The 18,135-nt window shown below is 70.8% G+C and carries 16 protein-coding genes and 1 pseudogene; 9 read left to right on the forward strand and 8 right to left on the reverse strand.

Going from position 1 to position 18,135, the window contains the following annotated elements; all coding sequences use genetic code 11:
* Positions 1-77 precede the first annotated feature (77 nt).
* Positions 78-1,589 carry a lysine--tRNA ligase gene (gene lysS / locus ACZ63E_RS04075; protein ID WP_465334109.1) on the forward strand — a complete coding sequence of 504 codons (1,512 nt, stop codon included), beginning with the start codon at positions 78-80 and terminating at the stop codon, positions 1,587-1,589.
* 135 nt (positions 1,590-1,724) lie between these two features.
* On the forward strand, positions 1,725-2,075 hold the full coding sequence (locus ACZ63E_RS04080; protein WP_465301335.1) for a histone-like nucleoid-structuring protein Lsr2: 351 nt from the start codon (positions 1,725-1,727) through the stop codon (positions 2,073-2,075).
* Between the two features lie 138 nt (positions 2,076-2,213).
* On the opposite strand, the gene ACZ63E_RS04085 is transcribed toward ACZ63E_RS04080, so the two are convergent.
* A complete protein-coding gene (locus tag ACZ63E_RS04085) occupies positions 2,214-3,074 on the reverse strand; it encodes a DUF6597 domain-containing transcriptional factor (RefSeq protein WP_465334110.1) in 861 nt (286 codons plus the stop codon).
* Between the two features lie 35 nt (positions 3,075-3,109).
* Between ACZ63E_RS04085 and ACZ63E_RS04090 the strand changes: the two genes are divergently transcribed.
* Positions 3,110-3,676, forward strand: a complete 567-nt coding sequence (locus tag ACZ63E_RS04090; protein ID WP_465334112.1) for a TIGR03086 family metal-binding protein — start codon at positions 3,110-3,112, stop codon at positions 3,674-3,676.
* Here the strand turns inward: ACZ63E_RS04090 and ACZ63E_RS04095 are convergent.
* Entirely contained in the window at positions 3,673-4,437 is a 765-nt protein-coding gene (locus ACZ63E_RS04095; RefSeq protein ID WP_465334114.1) for a (2Fe-2S)-binding protein, read from the reverse strand. The two genes, ACZ63E_RS04090 and ACZ63E_RS04095, sit on opposite strands and share 4 nt — an antisense overlap.
* 343 nt (positions 4,438-4,780) lie before the next feature.
* On the opposite strand from ACZ63E_RS04095, the gene ACZ63E_RS04100 reads away from it, so the two are divergent.
* The 4 genes and pseudogenes from ACZ63E_RS04100 to ACZ63E_RS04115 form a co-directional block, all read left to right on the forward strand.
* Positions 4,781-7,339, forward strand: coding sequence for an ATP-dependent Clp protease ATP-binding subunit (locus ACZ63E_RS04100; protein ID WP_465301341.1), 2,559 nt, complete (start codon positions 4,781-4,783; stop codon positions 7,337-7,339).
* A 101-nt stretch (positions 7,340-7,440) separates the two neighbouring features.
* Positions 7,441-7,806, forward strand: coding sequence for a type II toxin-antitoxin system RelE/ParE family toxin (locus ACZ63E_RS04105; RefSeq protein WP_465334115.1), 366 nt, complete (start codon positions 7,441-7,443; stop codon positions 7,804-7,806).
* A gap of 3 nt (positions 7,807-7,809) precedes the next feature.
* Complete coding sequence (locus ACZ63E_RS04110) at positions 7,810-8,172, forward strand: helix-turn-helix domain-containing protein (RefSeq protein ID WP_465334116.1); 363 nt, start codon at positions 7,810-7,812, stop codon at positions 8,170-8,172.
* A gap of 59 nt (positions 8,173-8,231) precedes the next feature.
* Positions 8,232-9,371 (forward strand): annotated as a pseudogene (locus ACZ63E_RS04115) (Hsp70 family protein); the annotation flags it as partial.
* Between the two features lie 30 nt (positions 9,372-9,401).
* On the opposite strand, the gene ACZ63E_RS04120 reads toward ACZ63E_RS04115, so the two are convergent.
* From ACZ63E_RS04120 to ACZ63E_RS04130, 3 genes are read right to left on the reverse strand one after another with little or no spacing between them, the layout of a single operon-like run.
* A complete protein-coding gene (locus ACZ63E_RS04120) occupies positions 9,402-9,869 on the reverse strand; it encodes a YbaB/EbfC family nucleoid-associated protein (protein ID WP_465334118.1) in 468 nt (155 codons plus the stop codon).
* Positions 9,862-10,923 (reverse strand): hypothetical protein, encoded by a 1,062-nt coding sequence (locus ACZ63E_RS04125; RefSeq protein WP_465334119.1) that lies wholly within the window; start codon positions 10,921-10,923, stop codon positions 9,862-9,864. Before ACZ63E_RS04125 ends, ACZ63E_RS04120 begins: the two co-directional genes overlap by 8 nt.
* Before the next feature lies 1 nt (position 10,924).
* A complete protein-coding gene (locus ACZ63E_RS04130; protein ID WP_465334121.1) occupies positions 10,925-11,305 on the reverse strand; it encodes a hypothetical protein in 381 nt (126 codons plus the stop codon).
* A 159-nt stretch (positions 11,306-11,464) separates the two neighbouring features.
* On the opposite strand from ACZ63E_RS04130, the gene ACZ63E_RS04135 reads away from it, so the two are divergent.
* On the forward strand, positions 11,465-12,121 hold the full coding sequence (locus tag ACZ63E_RS04135; RefSeq protein WP_465334123.1) for an Ig-like domain-containing protein: 657 nt from the start codon (positions 11,465-11,467) through the stop codon (positions 12,119-12,121).
* Here the strand turns inward: ACZ63E_RS04135 and ACZ63E_RS04140 are convergent.
* From ACZ63E_RS04140 to ACZ63E_RS04150, 3 genes are all read right to left on the reverse strand, one after another.
* A complete protein-coding gene (locus tag ACZ63E_RS04140; protein ID WP_465334125.1) occupies positions 12,118-12,552 on the reverse strand; it encodes a hypothetical protein in 435 nt (144 codons plus the stop codon). The genes ACZ63E_RS04135 and ACZ63E_RS04140 overlap by 4 nt on opposite strands.
* Positions 12,549-13,187, reverse strand: a complete 639-nt coding sequence (gene pcp, locus ACZ63E_RS04145; RefSeq protein WP_465334127.1) for a pyroglutamyl-peptidase I — start codon at positions 13,185-13,187, stop codon at positions 12,549-12,551. The genes ACZ63E_RS04140 and pcp overlap by 4 nt, the downstream gene beginning before the upstream one ends.
* A 70-nt stretch (positions 13,188-13,257) precedes the next feature.
* Positions 13,258-14,697 carry a M1 family metallopeptidase gene (locus ACZ63E_RS04150; RefSeq protein ID WP_465334129.1) on the reverse strand — a complete coding sequence of 480 codons (1,440 nt, stop codon included), beginning with the start codon at positions 14,695-14,697 and terminating at the stop codon, positions 13,258-13,260.
* A 162-nt stretch (positions 14,698-14,859) separates the two neighbouring features.
* On the opposite strand from ACZ63E_RS04150, the gene ACZ63E_RS04155 reads away from it, so the two are divergent.
* Positions 14,860-18,024, forward strand: coding sequence for an ATP-binding protein (locus ACZ63E_RS04155; protein WP_465334131.1), 3,165 nt, complete (start codon positions 14,860-14,862; stop codon positions 18,022-18,024).
* Positions 18,025-18,135 lie beyond the last annotated feature (111 nt).

The following is an 18,135-nucleotide window of genomic DNA, read 5'->3' on the forward strand; positions in this document are numbered from 1 at the left end:
CCCGCCGAGGTTAATCGACGGAAAGGAAAGGTAATCCGGTTGGCGTAGCGCGCGACCGGGTTCGTACCCTATGGGCCATGACCGAAAAGCCCCCTCCCACCAGCGAGCCCGCCGAAGACGAACTGCCCGAGCAGATGCGGGTGCGCCGGGAGAAGCGCGACCGGATCCTCGCCGAGGGCATCGATCCCTACCCGGTCGAGGTGCCGCGCACGCACTCGCTCGCCGAGGTGCGGACGGCGCACGAAGGGCTGCCCGTCGACACCGCGACCGGCGACGTCGTGGGTGTCACCGGCCGCGTGATGTTCCTCCGGAACACGGGCAAGCTGTGCTTCGCCAGCCTCCGGGAGGGTGACGGCACCGAGCTGCAGGCGATGATCAGCCTGGCGAAGGTCGGCGAGGACGCGCTGGCGGCGTGGAAGTCCGACGTCGACCTCGGTGACCACGTGTTCGTGCAGGGTGAGGTCATCACCTCGAAGCGTGGCGAGCTGTCCGTGATGGCCGACGCCTGGCGCATCACGTCGAAGGCACTGCGCCCGCTGCCGAACGCCTACAAGGACCTCGCCGAAGAGACGCGGATCCGGCAGCGCTACGTCGACCTCATCCTGCGCCCGAAGGCGCGGGACGTCGTGCGCACGCGCGCCGGCGTGGTCCGGTCGCTGCGGGAGTCGTTCCACCGCCGCGGGTTCACCGAGGTCGAGACGCCGATGCTGCAGACGCTGCACGGCGGCGCCGCGGCCCGCCCGTTCGTCACGCACTCGAACGCGTTCGACCTGGAGCTGTTCCTGCGGATCGCGCCGGAGCTCTACCTCAAGCGCTGCGTCGTCGGCGGCATCGAGAAGGTCTTCGAGATCAACCGCAACTTCCGCAACGAGGGCAGCGACTCTTCGCACTCGCCGGAGTTCGCGATGCTCGAGTACTACGAGGCCTACGCCACGTACGACACGAATGCGGTGATGACGCGCGAGCTGATCCAGGAGGCCGCGCAGGCGGTGCTGGACACGCAGGTCGTCACCCTGTCCGACGGTTCGGAGTACGACCTCTCCGGCGAATGGACCACACTCGGAATGTACGAGTCGTTGTCCGATTCCCTCGGCGAAGAGGTGACCCCGGAGACCCCCGACGCCAAACTGCACGGATTCGCGCAGGCCAGGGGCCTGGAAGTGGATCCGAAGCTGACGCACGGCAAGCTGGTCGAGGAACTGTGGGAACACCTCGTCGGAGATCACCTGCACGCCCCGACGTTTGTCCGTGATTTTCCGCTGGAGACGTCGCCATTGACGCGGCAGCACCGCTCGCGGCCCGGCGTGGCCGAGAAGTGGGACCTCTACGTGCGCGGATTCGAACTCGCCACCGGATACTCCGAGCTGGTCGATCCGGTCGTCGAACGGGAACGGCTCACCGAACAGTCCCGGCTCGCCGCGCAGGGGGATAGCGAAGCCATGCGGCTCGACGAGGATTTCCTCCGCGCCCTCGAGTACGGAATGCCACCGAGCGGTGGTGTCGGAATGGGGATCGACCGGCTGCTGATGGCGCTCACCGGTCTCGGTATCCGGGAGACGATCCTCTTCCCGCTGGTGCGTCCCGAATAACCCGGCAGTGTCGTATACCGCAATGAGATTTGCGCTGTCCTCCCGAAGCGGGTACTAATGTTCTAGACAAAGACTTCTGTCCCGGGGCTCGCCCCGTAACCAGATCATTGAGCAAGTCCCCGCAGGAGGAAACAGATGGCACAGAAGGTGCTCGTCTCGCTGGTCGACGACCTGGACGGCAGTGAGGCGGAAGAGACCGTCGAGTTCGGTTTGGACGGAGTCAGCTATCAGATCGATCTCTCCTCGGATAACGCGGAGGAGCTGCGGGACGCGCTGGCCCAGTATGTCGAGCACGCCCGTCGCGCGGGTGGCCGCAAGCGCGCTTCGGTGCGTCCGGTCGCGGGTAAGGGACCGTCGCGGCCCGCCGCGGTGGACCGCGAGCAGAACCAGGCCATTCGGGCGTGGGCGCGCAAGAACGGTTACGCGGTTTCGGACCGGGGCCGCATCCCCTCCGAGGTCGTCGAGGCCTACCACAAGAAGAACTGAGGATTCTTCGCCTGCTGCTCCGGCGCGGTATTCGCGGGTCCCTGACCAGCGGCTACCCGCGGCGCCGGTGGCGGGGCGAACTCCTCGACGCGGGGTTTCCAGCGAGGGCCGCCGGGCGAATTCGCCCGGCGGCTTTGTTCATGTCCGATCGTTGTCCGGTTGCGGTTCGCCGTCGGTCCGGGCCGTCCGGGCGTACTCGCCCGGCGACTGTCCGGTCACGGTCCGGAAATCGCGGATGAAGTGCGACTGGTCGCTATAGCCCAGTCGAGCCGCCAGTCCGGCGTAATCCCCGTCTCCTTCGGTGGCGATCCGCTGCGCGGCGTCGTTCAGCCGGTATATCCGGATCGCCCACTTGGGTGGGCAGCCGACGTGTTCGGCGAACAGCCGCTGCAGGGACCGGGTGGTTAGTCCAGTATCCGCGCACAGTTGCGCCACCCGGGTAATTCCCGGATCCGCCGCGATTGATTCCACGGCCGCCGCGGCCTGCCGTGCGCCCGGAGTGAGCGGCCCGGGATTTGCGATCAGCAAGTTGTCGACGGCATCGGCCATTTGCGCGTCGCCCGCCGCCGTGCGCACCGATTCCGCGGTCTCGATCGCCTTCGGCCCGAAAACGTCCGCAAGCGGGACAGCCCGGTCGGTTATGTCACGCACCGGGCCGTCGAGGAACGCGCGGAAGCAGCCGGGCCGGAATCGCACACCCAGGCCCTGCACCTGCCCGGTCAAGTGGTGGGAAAAGACCTCGTGGGACGGGCCGTGCACGCCGGACGCGTCCGGGAAGAACGTCGCGTGCACCGCCAGGTTCGGCAGCACCCGCTGCTCGTGCGGCGGTTTGCCGCGCAGGTCCCAGCGCAGGATCCAGTGGTACTCGACGACGTCCGCCAGCTCGGGCGCGGGCGGGCGCCTGGTCAGCGTGAACATCGTGCGGGCGGTGGCTTCGGCCACGATGCCGCGCGGGATCCGGTGCGCCACGCGCTCACCGTAGCTGTCGCGTTCGTTCAATACGGGCGCCGCGGCGCGCGGCTTGGATCACGGCCATGACTGCCGAGCTCTTGCGGCCCGCCGCGGCCGAGTGCCTCCGCATCGCCGACGGCGTGCCCGACCTGACCGCCCGCACGCCGTGCGCCGGCTACGACGTCCGCGGCCTGCTCAATCACCTCCTTTACTGGGGGCCGTGGCTGCTCGCGGCCGGCCGCCGGGAGGAACCGCCGGCGGCGGGCGCCGACGAAGCGACGTCGGACCTCGTCACGGACGACTGGCGCGCGACGCTGGAGAAGCAGACGGAGACGCTCGTCGACGTCTTCGAGGCGCCGGAAGTGTGGACGGGGACGACGGCGCTGGGCACCGCGCAGCTCCCGGCGTCGGTCGTCGGGTCGATGGTGCTCGGCGAGTTCGTCCTGCACGGCTGGGACCTGGCCCGGGCGAGCGGCCAGGAGCTCCGCTGCGCCGACGAGGCGGCGACGGCGGTGTTCGAGTCAGCGGTGCTGATGGGCGAGCAGGCGCGGGCGATGGGCGTCTACGGCGCTGTGGTGGAGGTGGCCGAGGGGGCGTCGGCGCTGGACCGGGCGTTGGGCGCGTCCGGGCGCGACCCCGCCTGGAGCTAGCGGGCGCAGGTGCGCGGGCAGCCGTCGCACTCGGACTCGGCCGGGAGCAGGTACGAGAAGCAGCAGCTCTCCCGGCGCCGGGTCCACTCGCGGTCCACGAACCGCAACGTCGAGGCCGACGTCAGCGGCGGGTAGCGCGCGTCCAGCACCAGGGCCGCGTCGGCGACACCCGCGCCCTCGGCCTCGGGCGTCCCGCCGGCCCGGCCCGCTTCCCACAGTGCGCTCTCCAGCGCGTCCGTCGCCGTGGCCCAGAGCGTCCGGCGGCCGAACCGGCTGGTCGGCGCGTGGACCTCGACGAACCGGGCCGCGTGGGCCGTGTACCGGGCCCGCAGGACCGCCGCCAGGGCCCGCTCGTCGCGGACGACGGTCGCGCCCGGGGCGGCCGAGCCCGGGTCGGTCTGGAGGCACCAGAAGCCGCCGCCGAGCACCGCCAGGCCGTCCGGGTACGGCTGGGCCTCGCCCAGGCGGAAGGCCAGGTCGGCGGGCCGCAGCGAGGGCACCCGCCGCTCGTGGTGCAGCAGCAGTGCGCCGATCCGGGCCGGTACGTGCAGGTACCAGGCCACCAGGTACGCGTCGGCGGTCCGGGGCGGCGCCTCGTCGTGCTCGCGCAGCAGCCAGCCGGCCAGGCGCGTCCGCCACTCCTCGAAGAACCCCGGGCCGGTCAGCGCGTCGGAGCACCGCGTCCACCCCGGGGAGACGTCCTGCCGCAGGTCGAGCCGCCGCAGGGACGGCGCGAGCCCGTCGGCCACCGCGTGTGTCATCGGCACTCTCCTTAGGCGTGCCTAACCTAACAGGTTCCGCCGATCGGGTGGTGGTGCGCCCTGGCACTCCCAGGTTGCGGACTGTTCGCGGTGAGCGGACAGCACGCGGATGGCGGAATCCGAGTGCCCGCCCGCACGTTGGGCTTGACGTAAAGGTGCAGGGCAACCTGATGATGGGAGCACCCGGAAGACGCCACGTCCGGGTGCGGAAAAGACCGCGAAGAGCCGTAGTGGTACGCCAGCGCGACCGCCTGGCTACTAGAGTGGTCTCACGGTGCTGAATCCATCGCGGTGAAAGCACGATGGACAACGGGCCGCCGGCGCAGCAGTCGAGGGAGTGCACATGTTTGAGAGGTTCACCGACCGCGCGAGGCGGGTGGTTGTGCTGGCTCAAGAAGAAGCCAGGATGCTCAACCACAACTACATCGGCACCGAGCACATCCTCCTGGGTCTGATCCACGAGGGTGAGGGTGTCGCCGCCAAGGCGCTGGAGTCGCTGGGCATCGCCCTGGAGGGCGTGCGCCAGCAGGTCGAAGAGATCATCGGCCAGGGCCAGCAGGCGCCGAGCGGGCACATCCCGTTCACGCCGCGGGCGAAGAAGGTGCTGGAGCTGTCGCTGCGCGAAGCGCTGCAGCTCGGCCACAACTACATCGGCACCGAGCACATCCTGCTGGGCCTGATCCGCGAGGGCGAGGGCGTCGCCGCGCAGGTCCTGGTCAAGCTGGGAGCGGACCTCAACCGGGTCCGTCAGCAGGTGCTGCAGCTGCTCTCGGGCTACCAGGGCAAGGAGTCCACCGAAACCGGTTCCGGCGGCCGTGGTGAGGGCACCCCGTCGTCGTCGCTGGTGCTGGACCAGTTCGGCCGCAACATGACCGTGCTCGCCCGCGAGGGCAAGCTCGACCCGGTCATCGGGCGCGGCAAGGAGATCGAGCGGGTCATGCAGGTCCTGTCCCGCCGGACCAAGAACAACCCGGTGCTCATCGGCGAGCCCGGCGTCGGCAAGACCGCCGTCGTCGAGGGCCTCGCGCAGAGCATCGTCAAGGGCGAGGTGCCCGAGACGCTCAAGGACAAGCAGCTCTACACGCTGGACCTGGGCTCCCTGGTCGCCGGCTCCCGCTACCGCGGTGACTTCGAAGAGCGCCTGAAGAAGGTGCTCAAGGAGATCAAGACCCGCGGCGACATCATCCTGTTCATCGACGAGCTGCACACGCTGGTCGGGGCGGGCGCCGCCGAGGGCGCGATCGACGCGGCTTCGATCCTGAAGCCGATGCTCGCCCGCGGTGAGCTGCAGACGATCGGCGCGACCACCCTCGAGGAGTACCGCAAGTACATCGAGAAGGACGCGGCCCTCGAGCGCCGGTTCCAGCCGATCCAGGTCGGCGAGCCGTCGCTGGAGCACACGATCGAGATCCTCAAGGGCCTGCGCGACCGGTACGAGGCGCACCACCGCGTCTCGATCACCGACTCGGCGCTGGTCGCCGCCGCGACCCTGGCGGACCGGTACATCAACGACCGGTTCCTCCCGGACAAGGCGATCGACCTGATCGACGAGGCCGGCGCCCGGATGCGCATCCGCCGGATGACCGCGCCGCCGGACCTGCGCGAGTTCGACGAGAAGATCGCGAACGTGCGTCGCGACAAGGAGTCCGCGATCGACGCGCAGGACTTCGAGCGGGCCGCCCGCCTGCGTGACGAGGAGAAGACCCTCCTCGGCCAGAAGGGCGAGCGGGAGAAGCAGTGGAAGGACGGCGACCTCGACGTCGTCGCCGAGGTCGACGACGAGCAGATCGCGGAGGTGCTGGCCAACTGGACCGGCATCCCGGTGTTCAAGCTGACCGAGGAGGAGACCACCCGGCTGCTGCGCATGGAGGACGAGCTCCACAAGCGCATCATCGGCCAGGAGGACGCGGTCAAGGCCGTCTCGCAGGCGATCCGCCGGACGCGTGCCGGCCTGAAGGACCCGAAGCGCCCGTCGGGCTCGTTCATCTTCGCCGGCCCGTCCGGTGTCGGTAAGACCGAGCTGTCGAAGGCGCTGGCGGCGTTCCTGTTCGGCGAGGACGACGCGCTCATCCAGATCGACATGGGTGAGTTCCACGACCGCTACACCGCTTCGCGGCTCTTCGGTGCCCCTCCGGGCTACGTGGGCTACGAAGAGGGTGGCCAGCTGACGGAGAAGGTGCGTCGCAAGCCGTTCTCGGTGGTCCTGTTCGACGAGATCGAGAAGGCGCACCAGGAGATCTACAACACGCTCCTGCAGGTGCTGGAAGACGGCCGCCTGACCGACGGTCAGGGTCGCACGGTCGACTTCAAGAACACGGTCCTCATCTTCACGTCCAACCTGGGCACGTCGGACATCTCGAAGTCCGTCTCGCTCGGCTTCGCCGGTGCCAACGACACCACGAACCGGTACGAGAAGATGAAGCAAAAGGTCAACGAGGAAATGAAGAAGCATTTCCGCCCGGAGTTCCTGAACCGGATCGATGACATCATCGTGTTCCACCAGCTCACGCAGGACCAGATCATCCAGATGGTCGACCTGATGATCGGGCGCGTGGAGAAGCAGCTCAAGGCCAAGGACATGGAGCTGGAGCTCACGGCGAAGGCCAAGTCCCTGCTGGCCAAGCGTGGCTTCGACCCGGTGCTCGGCGCGCGGCCGCTGCGCCGCACGATCCAGCGCGAGATCGAGGACCAGCTGTCGGAGAAGATTCTCTTCGGCGAGGTCGAGGCCGGCCAGATCATCCTGGTCGACGTCGAAGGCTGGAGCGGCAACCCCGAGGACAAGGACGACCAGGCGAAGTTCACCTTCCGCGGTGAGCGCAAGCCCTCGTCGGTCCCGGATGCCCCGCCGGTCAGCATCGGCGCCGGTCACGAAGAGAACGGCGGCGAAGCCGAAGGCGAGTGATCGCCTGAGTGGTTCGTAGGAAGGGCGGTTCCCCCGAGTGGGGAGCCGCCCTTCTTGTGTCTGGCGATGTCGACCTATAAGGCGTACATTATAGTTGCCCAATGGAGTGGGAGATCGAACTTCACGACGAGGTTGATCAGTGGTTCGTGAACCTGTGTCGTGAGGACCCGGTTTCCGCGGACCGGGTCGAGGAGGCGATCGACATGCTTGCTCGTGAAGGTCCTCGCCTCGGCCGGCCGCTGGTCGACCGGGTCAAGGGGTCGAGCCTGCACAATCTGAAGGAACTGAGACCGGCATCCGCTGGGACGAGCGAGATCAGGATCCTCTTTGCCTTCGACCCGGTACGGCGAGCGCTGCTTCTGGTCGCCGGGGACAAGTCCGGCAACTGGCGAGGCTGGTACGACCTGAGCATCCCGATCGCGGAGCAGAGGTTCCGCGAACATCTGACCGAGGGAGAGGAGGACTGAGGCATGAGCCGATCGTGGAAGGACGTGAAGGCGGACAAGGCCGCCGTTGACCGGGAAACTGGCCGGGACGTCGATGCCGCTCGTACTGTCGCGCGCGAAGCCACTCAGGCGTATGTGCTCGGCTTTCGGCTGGCCCAGCTCCGAGAGGACGCCGGCATCAGCCAGACCGAACTCGCTCGGCGGATGGGGGTTAGCCAGCCGCGGATCAGCCAGCTCGAGCAGGGTGACCCCGGGCAGATGGAGCTCGATACCCTCCGGCGCTACATCACGGCTCTCGGGGGCCGGATGCGGGTCGTTGCGGACTTCGACGATCATGACGTCACTGTTTCGGCGGCTCAGCGGGACAACAGCGACGTTTGTGCCTGACCAAGGCCACATCGGGGCGCATGAGACGATGCCCGAGGGCCTTGGGAGGGGATAACCGCGTGGACGTGCTGGCGATCGACTTCGGGACTTCCAGCACCGTCGGGGTGCTCTCCGGCGCCGGGCGGGCACCCCGGGCCGTCGACGTCGATGGCTCCGTCACCCTCTCCTCCGCCGTCTTCCTCAACGACGACGGCCTCCTCGTCGTCGGACGGGAGGCCGAGCAGCGGGCGCGGCTTGATCCCAGCCGGTTCGAGGCGAGTCCCAAACGGCGGATCGACGAGGGCGCGCTCCAGCTCGGCGACACCGTCGTTTCCATCACCGACGCCTTCGCCGCCGTCCTGCGGCGGATGGGTGAGGAGGCCGGGCGGCAGCTGGGGCGGCCTGCCACCCAGACGCGGATCTCGCACCCCGCCGGTTGGGACGCCGCCCGGCAGGACGTGCTCCGGGCCGCTGCCGCGAAGGCCGGGCTCGATGACGTCCGGTTGATTCCCGAGCCCGTTGCCGCGGCCGCTCACTACGCGAGTCTCGGGAACCGCGACTCCGGGCCCATCGGGGTGTACGACCTCGGCGCCGGCACCTTCGACTGCGCCGTGGTCGGGGTCAACCGGCTGGGGTTCGCCGTGCTCGCCGAGGACGGCCTGGCCGATCTCGGCAGCCTCGACATCGACCAGGCGCTGCTCGTCCACATCGGTCGCTCGGTGTCGCACGCCGATCCCGCGCAGTGGCAACGGCTTCTGCGTCCGCAGTCCACCGCCGACCGCCGCAGCCGGCGGGCGCTGCTGCAGGACGTCCGGGACGCCAAGGAAAGCCTCTCCCGCCACGCGCGGACCCACGTGCCGATGCCCGAGCCGTTCGGGGACGTCCTCGTCACCCGTGACGAGCTGGAAGCGCTCGTCCGGCCCAGCCTGCTGCGCAGCGCCGAGCTGCTCGGCGCGACGATCGGCCGCGCCGGGCTGAACCCCGCGCAGCTGGCCGGGGTCTACCTCGTCGGCGGGCCGAGCCGGATGCCGTTGCTGGCCGCGCTGCTCGGCCGTCAGCTCGGGGTCGCGCCGACCACGCAGAACCAGCCCGAGACGGCCGTCGCGTTCGGGCTGCACCACGTGCCGCTCGGCGGCAGCGACCTCACCGTGCCCGCCTTCGCGCCGGTCCGCCCGCCCGTGACCCCGCCGTGGCAGCGGCAGGCGGTCCGGCCGCCGCGGCCGTGGTGACCGTCAGTCCACAGTAGACACTCACCACGCCGGGTCGAACCGCGGTCCCTTGCGGTACCACTCGTCGTCGGGCTCCGGCCCGGCCGGTGGCGGGGTGGCCGGTGTCTCCGCCGACCGGTCCATCAGGACACGCTCGTCGTCAGGCAAAGGCGAAGACGACGAAGGCAGCGGCGCGGGTGAAGGAGCAGGCGCCGGCTCGTACTGCATCCGCCAGCGCAGCCGGTCCATCAGGTACCCGGTCGTGCCCAGCGGCGCCAGCAGCTGCCCGGTCTGTTTCGCCGACTCCCGCTGCGCCTCGACGTACGTCCGCAGCACGGCGTCGGCGATCTGCGCGGGCGACATCCCGGAGACGGCGTCGGACAGCCGGAGCCCGGTCAGGACGCCGTCGGTGTTGACCGCGAGCGAAACGGCGCCGTCGTCGGACGTCGCCGTCGCCGACAGCGCGGACAGCTCGCTCAGCAGGGACTCGCGGTCGGGACGCTCAGCCATCCAGCCTCCCGAGGTGCGTCGCGCCGCTCGAGACTTCGCCGTCGCGGCCGATGTCGACGTTCGCGTCGCGGACGTTCTTCTCGGTCTGGCGGGAGGTGTGGTCGGTCTCGAAGTTGTCCGGGTCGAAGCTCGAGCCGGGGCTGACGTCCGGTGACTCGGGGATCTTCGGCAGGTCGACGGCTTCGTCGCCGATGCGGTTCGCCAGGGTGGTGGCGGCTTCGCCGGCGCCGTCGCGGATCTTGCCCGCGCTGTCGCAGAAGCTCTGGTACAGCTCGAAAGCGTTCTCGCCGGTGATCTCCGCCTGGTTCGCGACCATCGCGCTGATCGCGCCACCGGCGGCGTTCCCGGCGACCAAGGCGCCGTTGGCGGCGGTGAAGATCGCGGCGCCCGCCGGGGCGGCGACGCCGGCGCTGGCCACGGTGAGCAGCCCGGCGACCGCGCCGGCGAACGTCGCCGCCAGCACCTTCGACATCGCGGCTTCGCGCTTGCGGGACTGGTCTTCCTGGTACTTCTTCGCGGTCTCCAGGAACGTCGTGCCGAGGTTGCTCAGGTCCTGCCGGGCGGACGCGATGGCCTCGCGCGCGGCGACGACGTCGCTCTCCAGCACGGTGATCTTGGTTTCCACCTCGGTGAACGCGTCCGCGAGCTGGTTCAGGTACGCCTTGACGGCGTTGGCCGCGGACCCGCGCCACACGTCGAGGAACTGCCGGGCGTCGTCCAGCTTCGGCTTCGAATCGCGCTGCAGCTGCTTCCAGACGGCGTCGTGCTTCATGATCAGGTGCTGCAGGCCGGTGGTCGACTCGTGGTCGATGTCGGCGTCGGAGAACTCGCGGTAGACGCCCGCGACCTCGTCCTGCATCTTCTTGAAGCCGGCTTCGTCGGTGCCGATGCCGAAGACCCAGTCGGTGTACTTGAGGATCTGCAGGGCGTCGAGAGCGTCGTTCGCGCCGTCGACCAGGTCCGCGGACACCCCTTCGAGCAGCTCCGGCCGGCGGTCGTCCCCGCTGCCGGACATCGGCTGGGCGTCGAGCCCGGAGTCGAAGTAGCCGTCCACGTCAGTTCCCTTCCAGGCCCGCGGCGGCGCGGTTGACGCGCTGCTTGGAGTCGGCGTCGGCCTTCTCGTACAGCTCCGCGACCCGCATCAGCGCGTGGCTGGTGTCGGCGGTGGTCTCGTGCAGCTGCGCGACCAGCTTCTGGATCTTCGCCAGGTGGTCGTTGTAGGCCGTCGCGACGGCCGGCATGCCGAGCGTGCGGCCGAAGGCGTTGTCCACGGGGAACATGCTGCCCAGGCCGCCGAAGAGGCCGCCGCCGTCGGACGAGACGGGGACGTCGGTGCCACGCAGGCCGTTCGACGCGGTTTCCGCGGCGCCGGCGGCGTCCTGGAGGGCTCCGGCCGAGTCCCGCAGGTCCTGCAGGTCGGTCTCGAATCCGATCATCACTCACCTCTTCCGGGGTAACGTTCCGGACATGTAAACACCGTTCGCTCGCCCGCCAGGGTGAATTGACAACGGTGTGCTTCAGATCACGAGAGCACCGGCGTACCGCCGAACGGGGGAATGGCGTACCTGCCCGGGACGGTCGGCGCTCTTACCTGCATGACCACCACCACGAAGCCTCGCGCGCCGTCCATGCGGCGCCAGCTGCGTGAGGCGAAACGCTTCTCCTGGACGGGTTTCGGCGTCACGGTCGCCGCGTCGCTGCTCGGCACGCTCGTCCCGGCCGCGATCGGCGCGGGCCCGACCGCGACGCTGGTTTCGACGCTCGTGACGACGGTCCTCGCGGCCGGCGGGTTCACGGCCAGGGACGGCATGGCCCACGGCATCAAGGCGATCGCGATCGTGCTGCTGGCCGCGGGCGCGCTGGTGCTGACGGTGACCGGCGTGACGGTGCTCGACCTCGTGCGCGGCGGCCCGGCGACGTTCCCGGTGGGCCCGGCCCCGACGCCCGCGGTGATCGTGCCGGAGTCGGTGCCGTGCGGGACGGCGCCGGCGCACACGACGACCACCTGCACGGTGGCCGTCCGCAGTGTCGGCTCGAGTGACCTGCGGGTGACCGGGGTCGAGCTGGACAGCACGGACTTCGCGGTGGACGCGAGCGCGTGCGTCGGCCACGACGTGGTCCCGGGCCGCCGGTGCACGCTGGTCGTGCGCTTCACCCCGGACTGGAGCGGCGACCGTGTCGCGGACCTGACGATCCACCACAACGTCCCGGGCCCGGCGGCGTTCGTGGAGCTCACCGGCCGCGGCGGCTAGCGGCGGGTGAACCGCGTTCCGCCGGCCCAGGCGACCAGCGCCTGCACGACTCCGGAGAGCAGGCCCACGAAGAGGAAGGCCGGCCAGGTCACCGTCCCGGCGATGCCGAACGGCTCGACCAGGGCCAGCGGGCCGAGAGACGCGATCGTCACGAGCTGCCGCCGTGGCTCGATCCCCGTCCCGGCGAGGACCAGCCACATCAGGACCCCGGCGGTGGCCGCCGCGGCGACGGCGACAATCGGCCCCCACACGAGGGCGCCGAACCCGCACATGCTCTCCGGGTTGACCGCGTCGGCGGCCGCACAAGCCTGCTTCTGCACCACGGTGATCTCGTGCGCGAAGGCGCCGACCGCCGCGCCGCTCAGCAACGCGGTCACGCCGACGGTCAGCACGGCCCCGGGTCTCGCCCACACGTCGCGCTGGGTGGTCAAGACTCCGCGCCCCCGGTGACCACGATGTCCTCCGTGGTCTTCAGCGCCGTGTCCACCAGGACCTCCAGCGCGTCGGCGATCCGGTCCACCCCCAGCGACGGCGCCGCCTTGCCGGCCGCCGCCACCTGCTCCGGGCTGAACGGGACGTGCACGAACCCGCCGCGGACGTCCGGCAGGTCCGCGAGCAGGTGCATCAAGCCGTAGAAGACCTGGTTGCACACGTACGTCCCGGCGGTGTGGGACACCGCCGCGGGCACGCCTGCCGCGCGGATCGCCGCCACGCACGCCTTCACCGGCAACGTCGTGAAGTACGCGGCCGGCCCGCCGGAGACCACCGGGACGTCCACCGGCTGCGCCCCCGCGTTGTCCGGGATGCGCGCGTCGACCAGGTTGATCGCGACGCGCTCCGGCGTCACCTCGAAGCGCCCGCCCGCCTGGCCGACGCAGACCACCAGCGACGGCCGGTGTTCCGCCACCGCACGCCGAAGCGCGGGCAGTGACGCTTCGAACTCACACGGCAGCTCGACCGCCGCGACGTCGTCCCGGCGTGCGCCGAGCCGCGAAACCGCCTGCCACGACGGGTTCACCGACTCGCCGCCGAACGGCGCGAACCCCGTCATCAGCACCTTGGCCATGCACCCTCCCCAACGCCGTGAAGGCCACCTCGGGGAAACCTTACCGAGGTGGCCTTCACGAACCACGGGATCAAGCGGCGGGCTTCAGCCCACCCGGGAAGAGGTACTGGTCGGCGGGCTTGCCGGCGCCGTACACCCACGCGTCGAAGAACCCCTGCAGGTTCCGGTGCGCGACGCTTTCGGTGTACCGCTGGAAGTCCTGCATGCTCGCGTTCCCGCCGCGGTGCAGCGACGGCCAGGTCTTCAGCACCCGGTCGAACGCGGCCTGCCCGACGTAGTTGCGCAGCGCGTGCAGCATCATCGGGCCCTTCGAGTACACGTAGGTGAACTCGTTGCCGGCGCCCATGTCGTACAGCTTGCCGTTCCAGAACGCCGTCGACGCCTTCTTGACGTCGTCCGCGTACTGCTTGTTCAGGTCGACGCCCTCCTTCGCTTCGTCCCAAAGCCACGTCGCGTACGACGCGAAGCACTCGTTCATGCAGACGTCGCGCCAGTGCTCGACGGCGACCGAGTCGCCGTACCACTGGTGGGCGTTCTCGTGGACGATCGTCGGGACGGTGCCCGCCCAGCCCGCGGAGTAGATCGGCCGGCTCATCGTCTCCAGCGAGAAGCCGATCTGCTCGTTGAGGAAGATGCCGCCCGCCGCGTCGATCGGGTACTTGCCGAACTTCGACTCGAGGAAGTCGAGGATCTCCGGCAGCCGCGCCTCGGCCTGCTTGGTCGAGTCGGGGACGCCCGGGGCGAACGCGCTGACGATCGGGGTGCCGTCCTTGCGCTTTTGGCGGTCGAAGGTCCACTTGTCGATCGCGACCGTCGTCATGTACGGCACGATCGGCGTTTCCTCGGCCCACACGTGCGTGGTGCCGCCGCCCGGCACCTTGACCGACGGCTTCTCGCGGCCGTTGGCGATCACGCCCCACTCGTCGGGCACGGTGATCGCGAGGTGGAAGGTCGCCTTGTCGAGCGGGGTGTCGTTGACCGGGTACCAGGTCGTGGCCGACTTCGGCTCGCCGGCGGCGAACGCGCCACCCGCCTTGGCGTACTGCCAGCCGTTGTTGCCGAGCGACGGGTCCTCGATCGGCGCGGGCACGCCGTGGTAGGCGATCTTGGCCTCGAAGCGCTCGCCGCGCCGCAGCGGCCGCGACGGCGTGATCACGAGCTCGTGGTCGCCGGTGCGGCTGAACTTCGCGCCGCGGCCGTCGATCTTCACCGAGTCGACGGTCAGGCCGCGCAGGTCGAGGTTGAAGGAGCTGAGCGCCTGCGTCGCCCGCGCGGAGATGTCCTGCACCCCGGTGAGCTGGTGCGACGCGGGGTCGTAGCCGACCTTCAGGTTGTAGTCGGCGACGTCGTAACCGCCGTTGCCGTCCTGCGGGTAGTAGCTGTCGCCCGCGCCGTCGCTGCCGGGCTTCGGCGCGCCCCAGCCGTCGTCGCCGGCGGCGGCCATGCCGGCGCCGAGGCAAAGGCTGGTGACAACGGCGGCCGCCAGCACGACCGGTTTCTGTCCCCTCATGAACGCTCCTGTCCGATCTGGGGTGGACCTCGCTCGCAACGTATCCCCAGTCCTGCATGATTTTCCGGGTGTCGTCGGGTTTGTCCGGATAATCACCACTTCCGTCGGCCCGGCGGGGCAGTTCCGCACCGGCCCTCAGGCCGGGTCTGGAAAGCTGGTCCCATGCGCGTTGCGCTGCTGGGCCCGCTGCGAGCGGCGGAAGACGACGGCACGCCGATCGACATCGGCGGCGCCCGCCTCCGCATGCTCCTGGCCAGGCTCGCGCTGGACGCCGGCCGCGCCGTCCCGGCCGACACCCTGGTCGACGGCCTCTGGGGCGCCGACCCGCCCGCCGACGCCGCCAACGCCCTGCAGTCGCTGGTCTCGCGGCTGCGGAAGGCGCTGCCGGTGGCGGTCGGCTCCGGCCCGGGCGGCTACCGGCTCGCCGTGGCGCCCGGCGACGTCGACGCCGAGCGGTTCGAACGGCTCGCCGCCGACGGCCGCCGTGAGCTGACCGCGGGCCACGATGCCCACGCGGCCGAGCTGCTCGGTGAGGCCCTTGCGCTCTGGCAGGGCGCCGCGCTCGCCGACGTCCTCGACGCGCCGTTCGCCCAGGCGCCCGCCCGGCGGCTCACCGACCTGCGCGCCGAAGCGGCCGAAGACCGGTTCGAGGCGCTGATCCGGCTGGGTGAGCACGCGGAGGTCCTGCCCGACCTGTCCGCCGCGGCGGACGCAGACCCGCTGCGCGAGCGGCTCGCGGGCCTGCGGATCCGCGCGCTGTGCGCGGCCGGGCGGCAGTCGGAGGCGCTGGCCGTCTACGCCGGGATCCGCCGGACGCTGGCCGACCAGCTGGGGGTCGACCCGTCGGCCGAGCTGCAGGAGGTCCACGTCGCCGCGTTGCGCGGCGAGTTCGCGCCGCCTCCCCCGGTGGCCGACCGGCTGCCGACCCGGCTGACCACGTTCGTCGGCCGCGACGACGAGCTCAAGCTGCTGGCCGAGCTGCTCGGCGGCGCCCGGCTGGTCACCCTGACCGGGCCGGGCGGCGCGGGCAAGACCCGGCTGTCGACCGAAGCGGCGTCGCGGCACCCGGCGCACGCGCGCGGCCGGGTGTGGTTCGTGCCGCTGGCCGGTGTCCGCGACCCCGGTGACGTCGGCGGCGCCCTGCTCGCCGCGCTCGAGGTGCGCGACATCCGCAGCGCCGAAACCGAGGTGCGGCGGCGGCCGGACCTGCTCGGTCACGCCGTCGAGGTGCTCGCCGGCGGGGAGGCGCTGCTGGTGCTGGACAACTGCGAGCACGTCATCGACGCGGCCGCGGCGCTGGCCGACGAGCTGCTGAGCCGGGTGCCCGGGCTGCGGATCCTCGCGACCAGCCGCGAGCCGCTGGCCATCACCGGTGAGGCGTTGTGCCCGCTCGGGCCGCTGCCCGTGCCCGCCGAACGCGCGGCGCCCGCCGAAGCCGCCGAGCTGGATTCGACGCGGCTGTTCCTCGACCGGGCGAGCGCGGTCCGCCCGGACTTCGTGCTCGACGAGTCCACTGTGGACGACGTCGGCCAGATCTGCCGCCGGCTCGACGGGATGCCGCTCGCCCTGGAGCTGGCCGCCGCCCGGCTGCGCTCGATGACGCCGGCCCAGATCGCCGCCCGGCTCGACGACCGGTTCCGGCTGCTGACGTCGGGCAGCCGCACGGCGTTGCCGCGCCAGCGCACCCTGCGCGCGGTGGTCGAGTGGAGCTGGGACCTGCTCACCGGGCCGGAGCTGGTGCTCGCGCGGCGGCTCGCGGTGTTCCCCAGCAGCGTGCCGATGGACGCCGTCGAGCGGGTCTGCGCGGACGAGCTGCTGCCGGTCGCCGACGTCCCGTACGTGCTCGGCACGCTCGTCGAGAAGTCCATTGTAGACACCGTGAACCGTGCCGGGGAACCGCGCTACCGGATGCTGGAGACGTTGCGGGCCTATGCGGGCGAGCGGCTCGCGGAGTCCGGCGAGCGGGACGCGTTCCAGCGCGTGATGGCCGGGTACTACGTCGACCTGGCCGAACGGGCGGAACCGCTGCTGCGCACCGGCGGGCAGCTGGCCTCGATCGACCTCTACGAGGCCGAGTCGGTCAACCTCACCGGCGCGCTGCGCGTGGCCATCGAAATGTCCGATGTGGACACTTCGGTGCGGCTGCTCAACGGAATGTTCTGGTACTACACCATTCTCGGACAGGGTGAGCGGGCCGAGGAGTTCATCGACGCCGTGCTCGGGTTCGGCGACCGGCTGCCGCCGGACGTCCTGGCCGCCTACCGCGCGATCTCGCGGCTGTTCCACCAGGCGCCGTCCCGGCTCCCGCTCGACGGCGTCCGCGAGCTGGTCGACGAGTGCGTGCGCACCGGCGCGGTGGGCAAGTACCCGGGACTGGCCGTGGCGCTGCCGATGCTGGCGTTCCTCGGCGGCGACCGTGAGCTGGCGATGCGCGAGGTGCGCCGCGCGCAGGCCGACGACGACATCTGGACCCGTTCGGGCGGGTACTGGGTCGAAAGCTTCCTGCTCGACGACACCGGGGACGTCGAGAGCGCGGACCGGGCCCGGGACCGGGCGCACGCCGGTTTTGTCGAGGTCGGCGACCGCTGGGGCACGGCGATGACGTTGAGCTTCAAGGCGAACGCGCTGTCCCAGTCCGGCCAGGGCGAGCGCGCGATCGAGGTCTACCAGCAGGGGCTGGCGCTGTCGATGGAGCTGCGCTCGCACGAGGACATCGTCCAGCACTGGTGGCGCCTGGCCGTCGAACGCGCGCGCCTCGGGGACATCGAAGGCGCGTGGCGCGACCAGGAAGCCGCCGAGCGGTACGGGCAGGGGTTCGAAAACCCGCAGCTGCGGGCGATCCTGCTGTTCGGCCGGATCGAGCTGTGCCTGCGCGGCGGGCGGCCGGCGGAGGCGCGCGAGGCGCTCGGCCGGCTCGGGTCGCTGGCGTGGGACACGGCGTTCCCCGAGGGCATGGGCGTGGAGTGGGTCAGCGCGTTCGAAGGGCGGCTCGCGCTGGCCGAGAACCGGCCCGACGCGGCCGAAGCCCACGTGGTCAAGGCGATCGTCGCGACCCGCGACCGCGGGGACATGCCGGACCTCGCCGGGGCCGTGGAGCTGCTGGCGCTGGTGCGCGGGCAGCAGGGCCGGGCGGAGGAGGCGGCCCGCGTGCTGGGCACGTCCGCGCTGATCCGCGGCCGGTTCGACCTCGGCAGCCCGGAGGTGCGCGAGCTGATCACTCAGCTTCGCGCGGAGCTTTCCGACACCCGGTACGAAGAACTGGTCGCCGAAGCGCGGGCGATGTCCAAAGAGGACGCGATCGCGGCGGTGTACGCCGGAATCGGCTGAAGACCCCTACCGCAGCTGGTCGTGGGGGGTTTTGGGGGGTGTCCCCCCCCCCCACCCCCCCCCCCCCCCCCCCCCGCAAAAACCCCCCCCCCCCCCCCCCCCCCCCCCCCC

This window comes from Amycolatopsis sp. NPDC104819 (assembly GCF_055583145.1).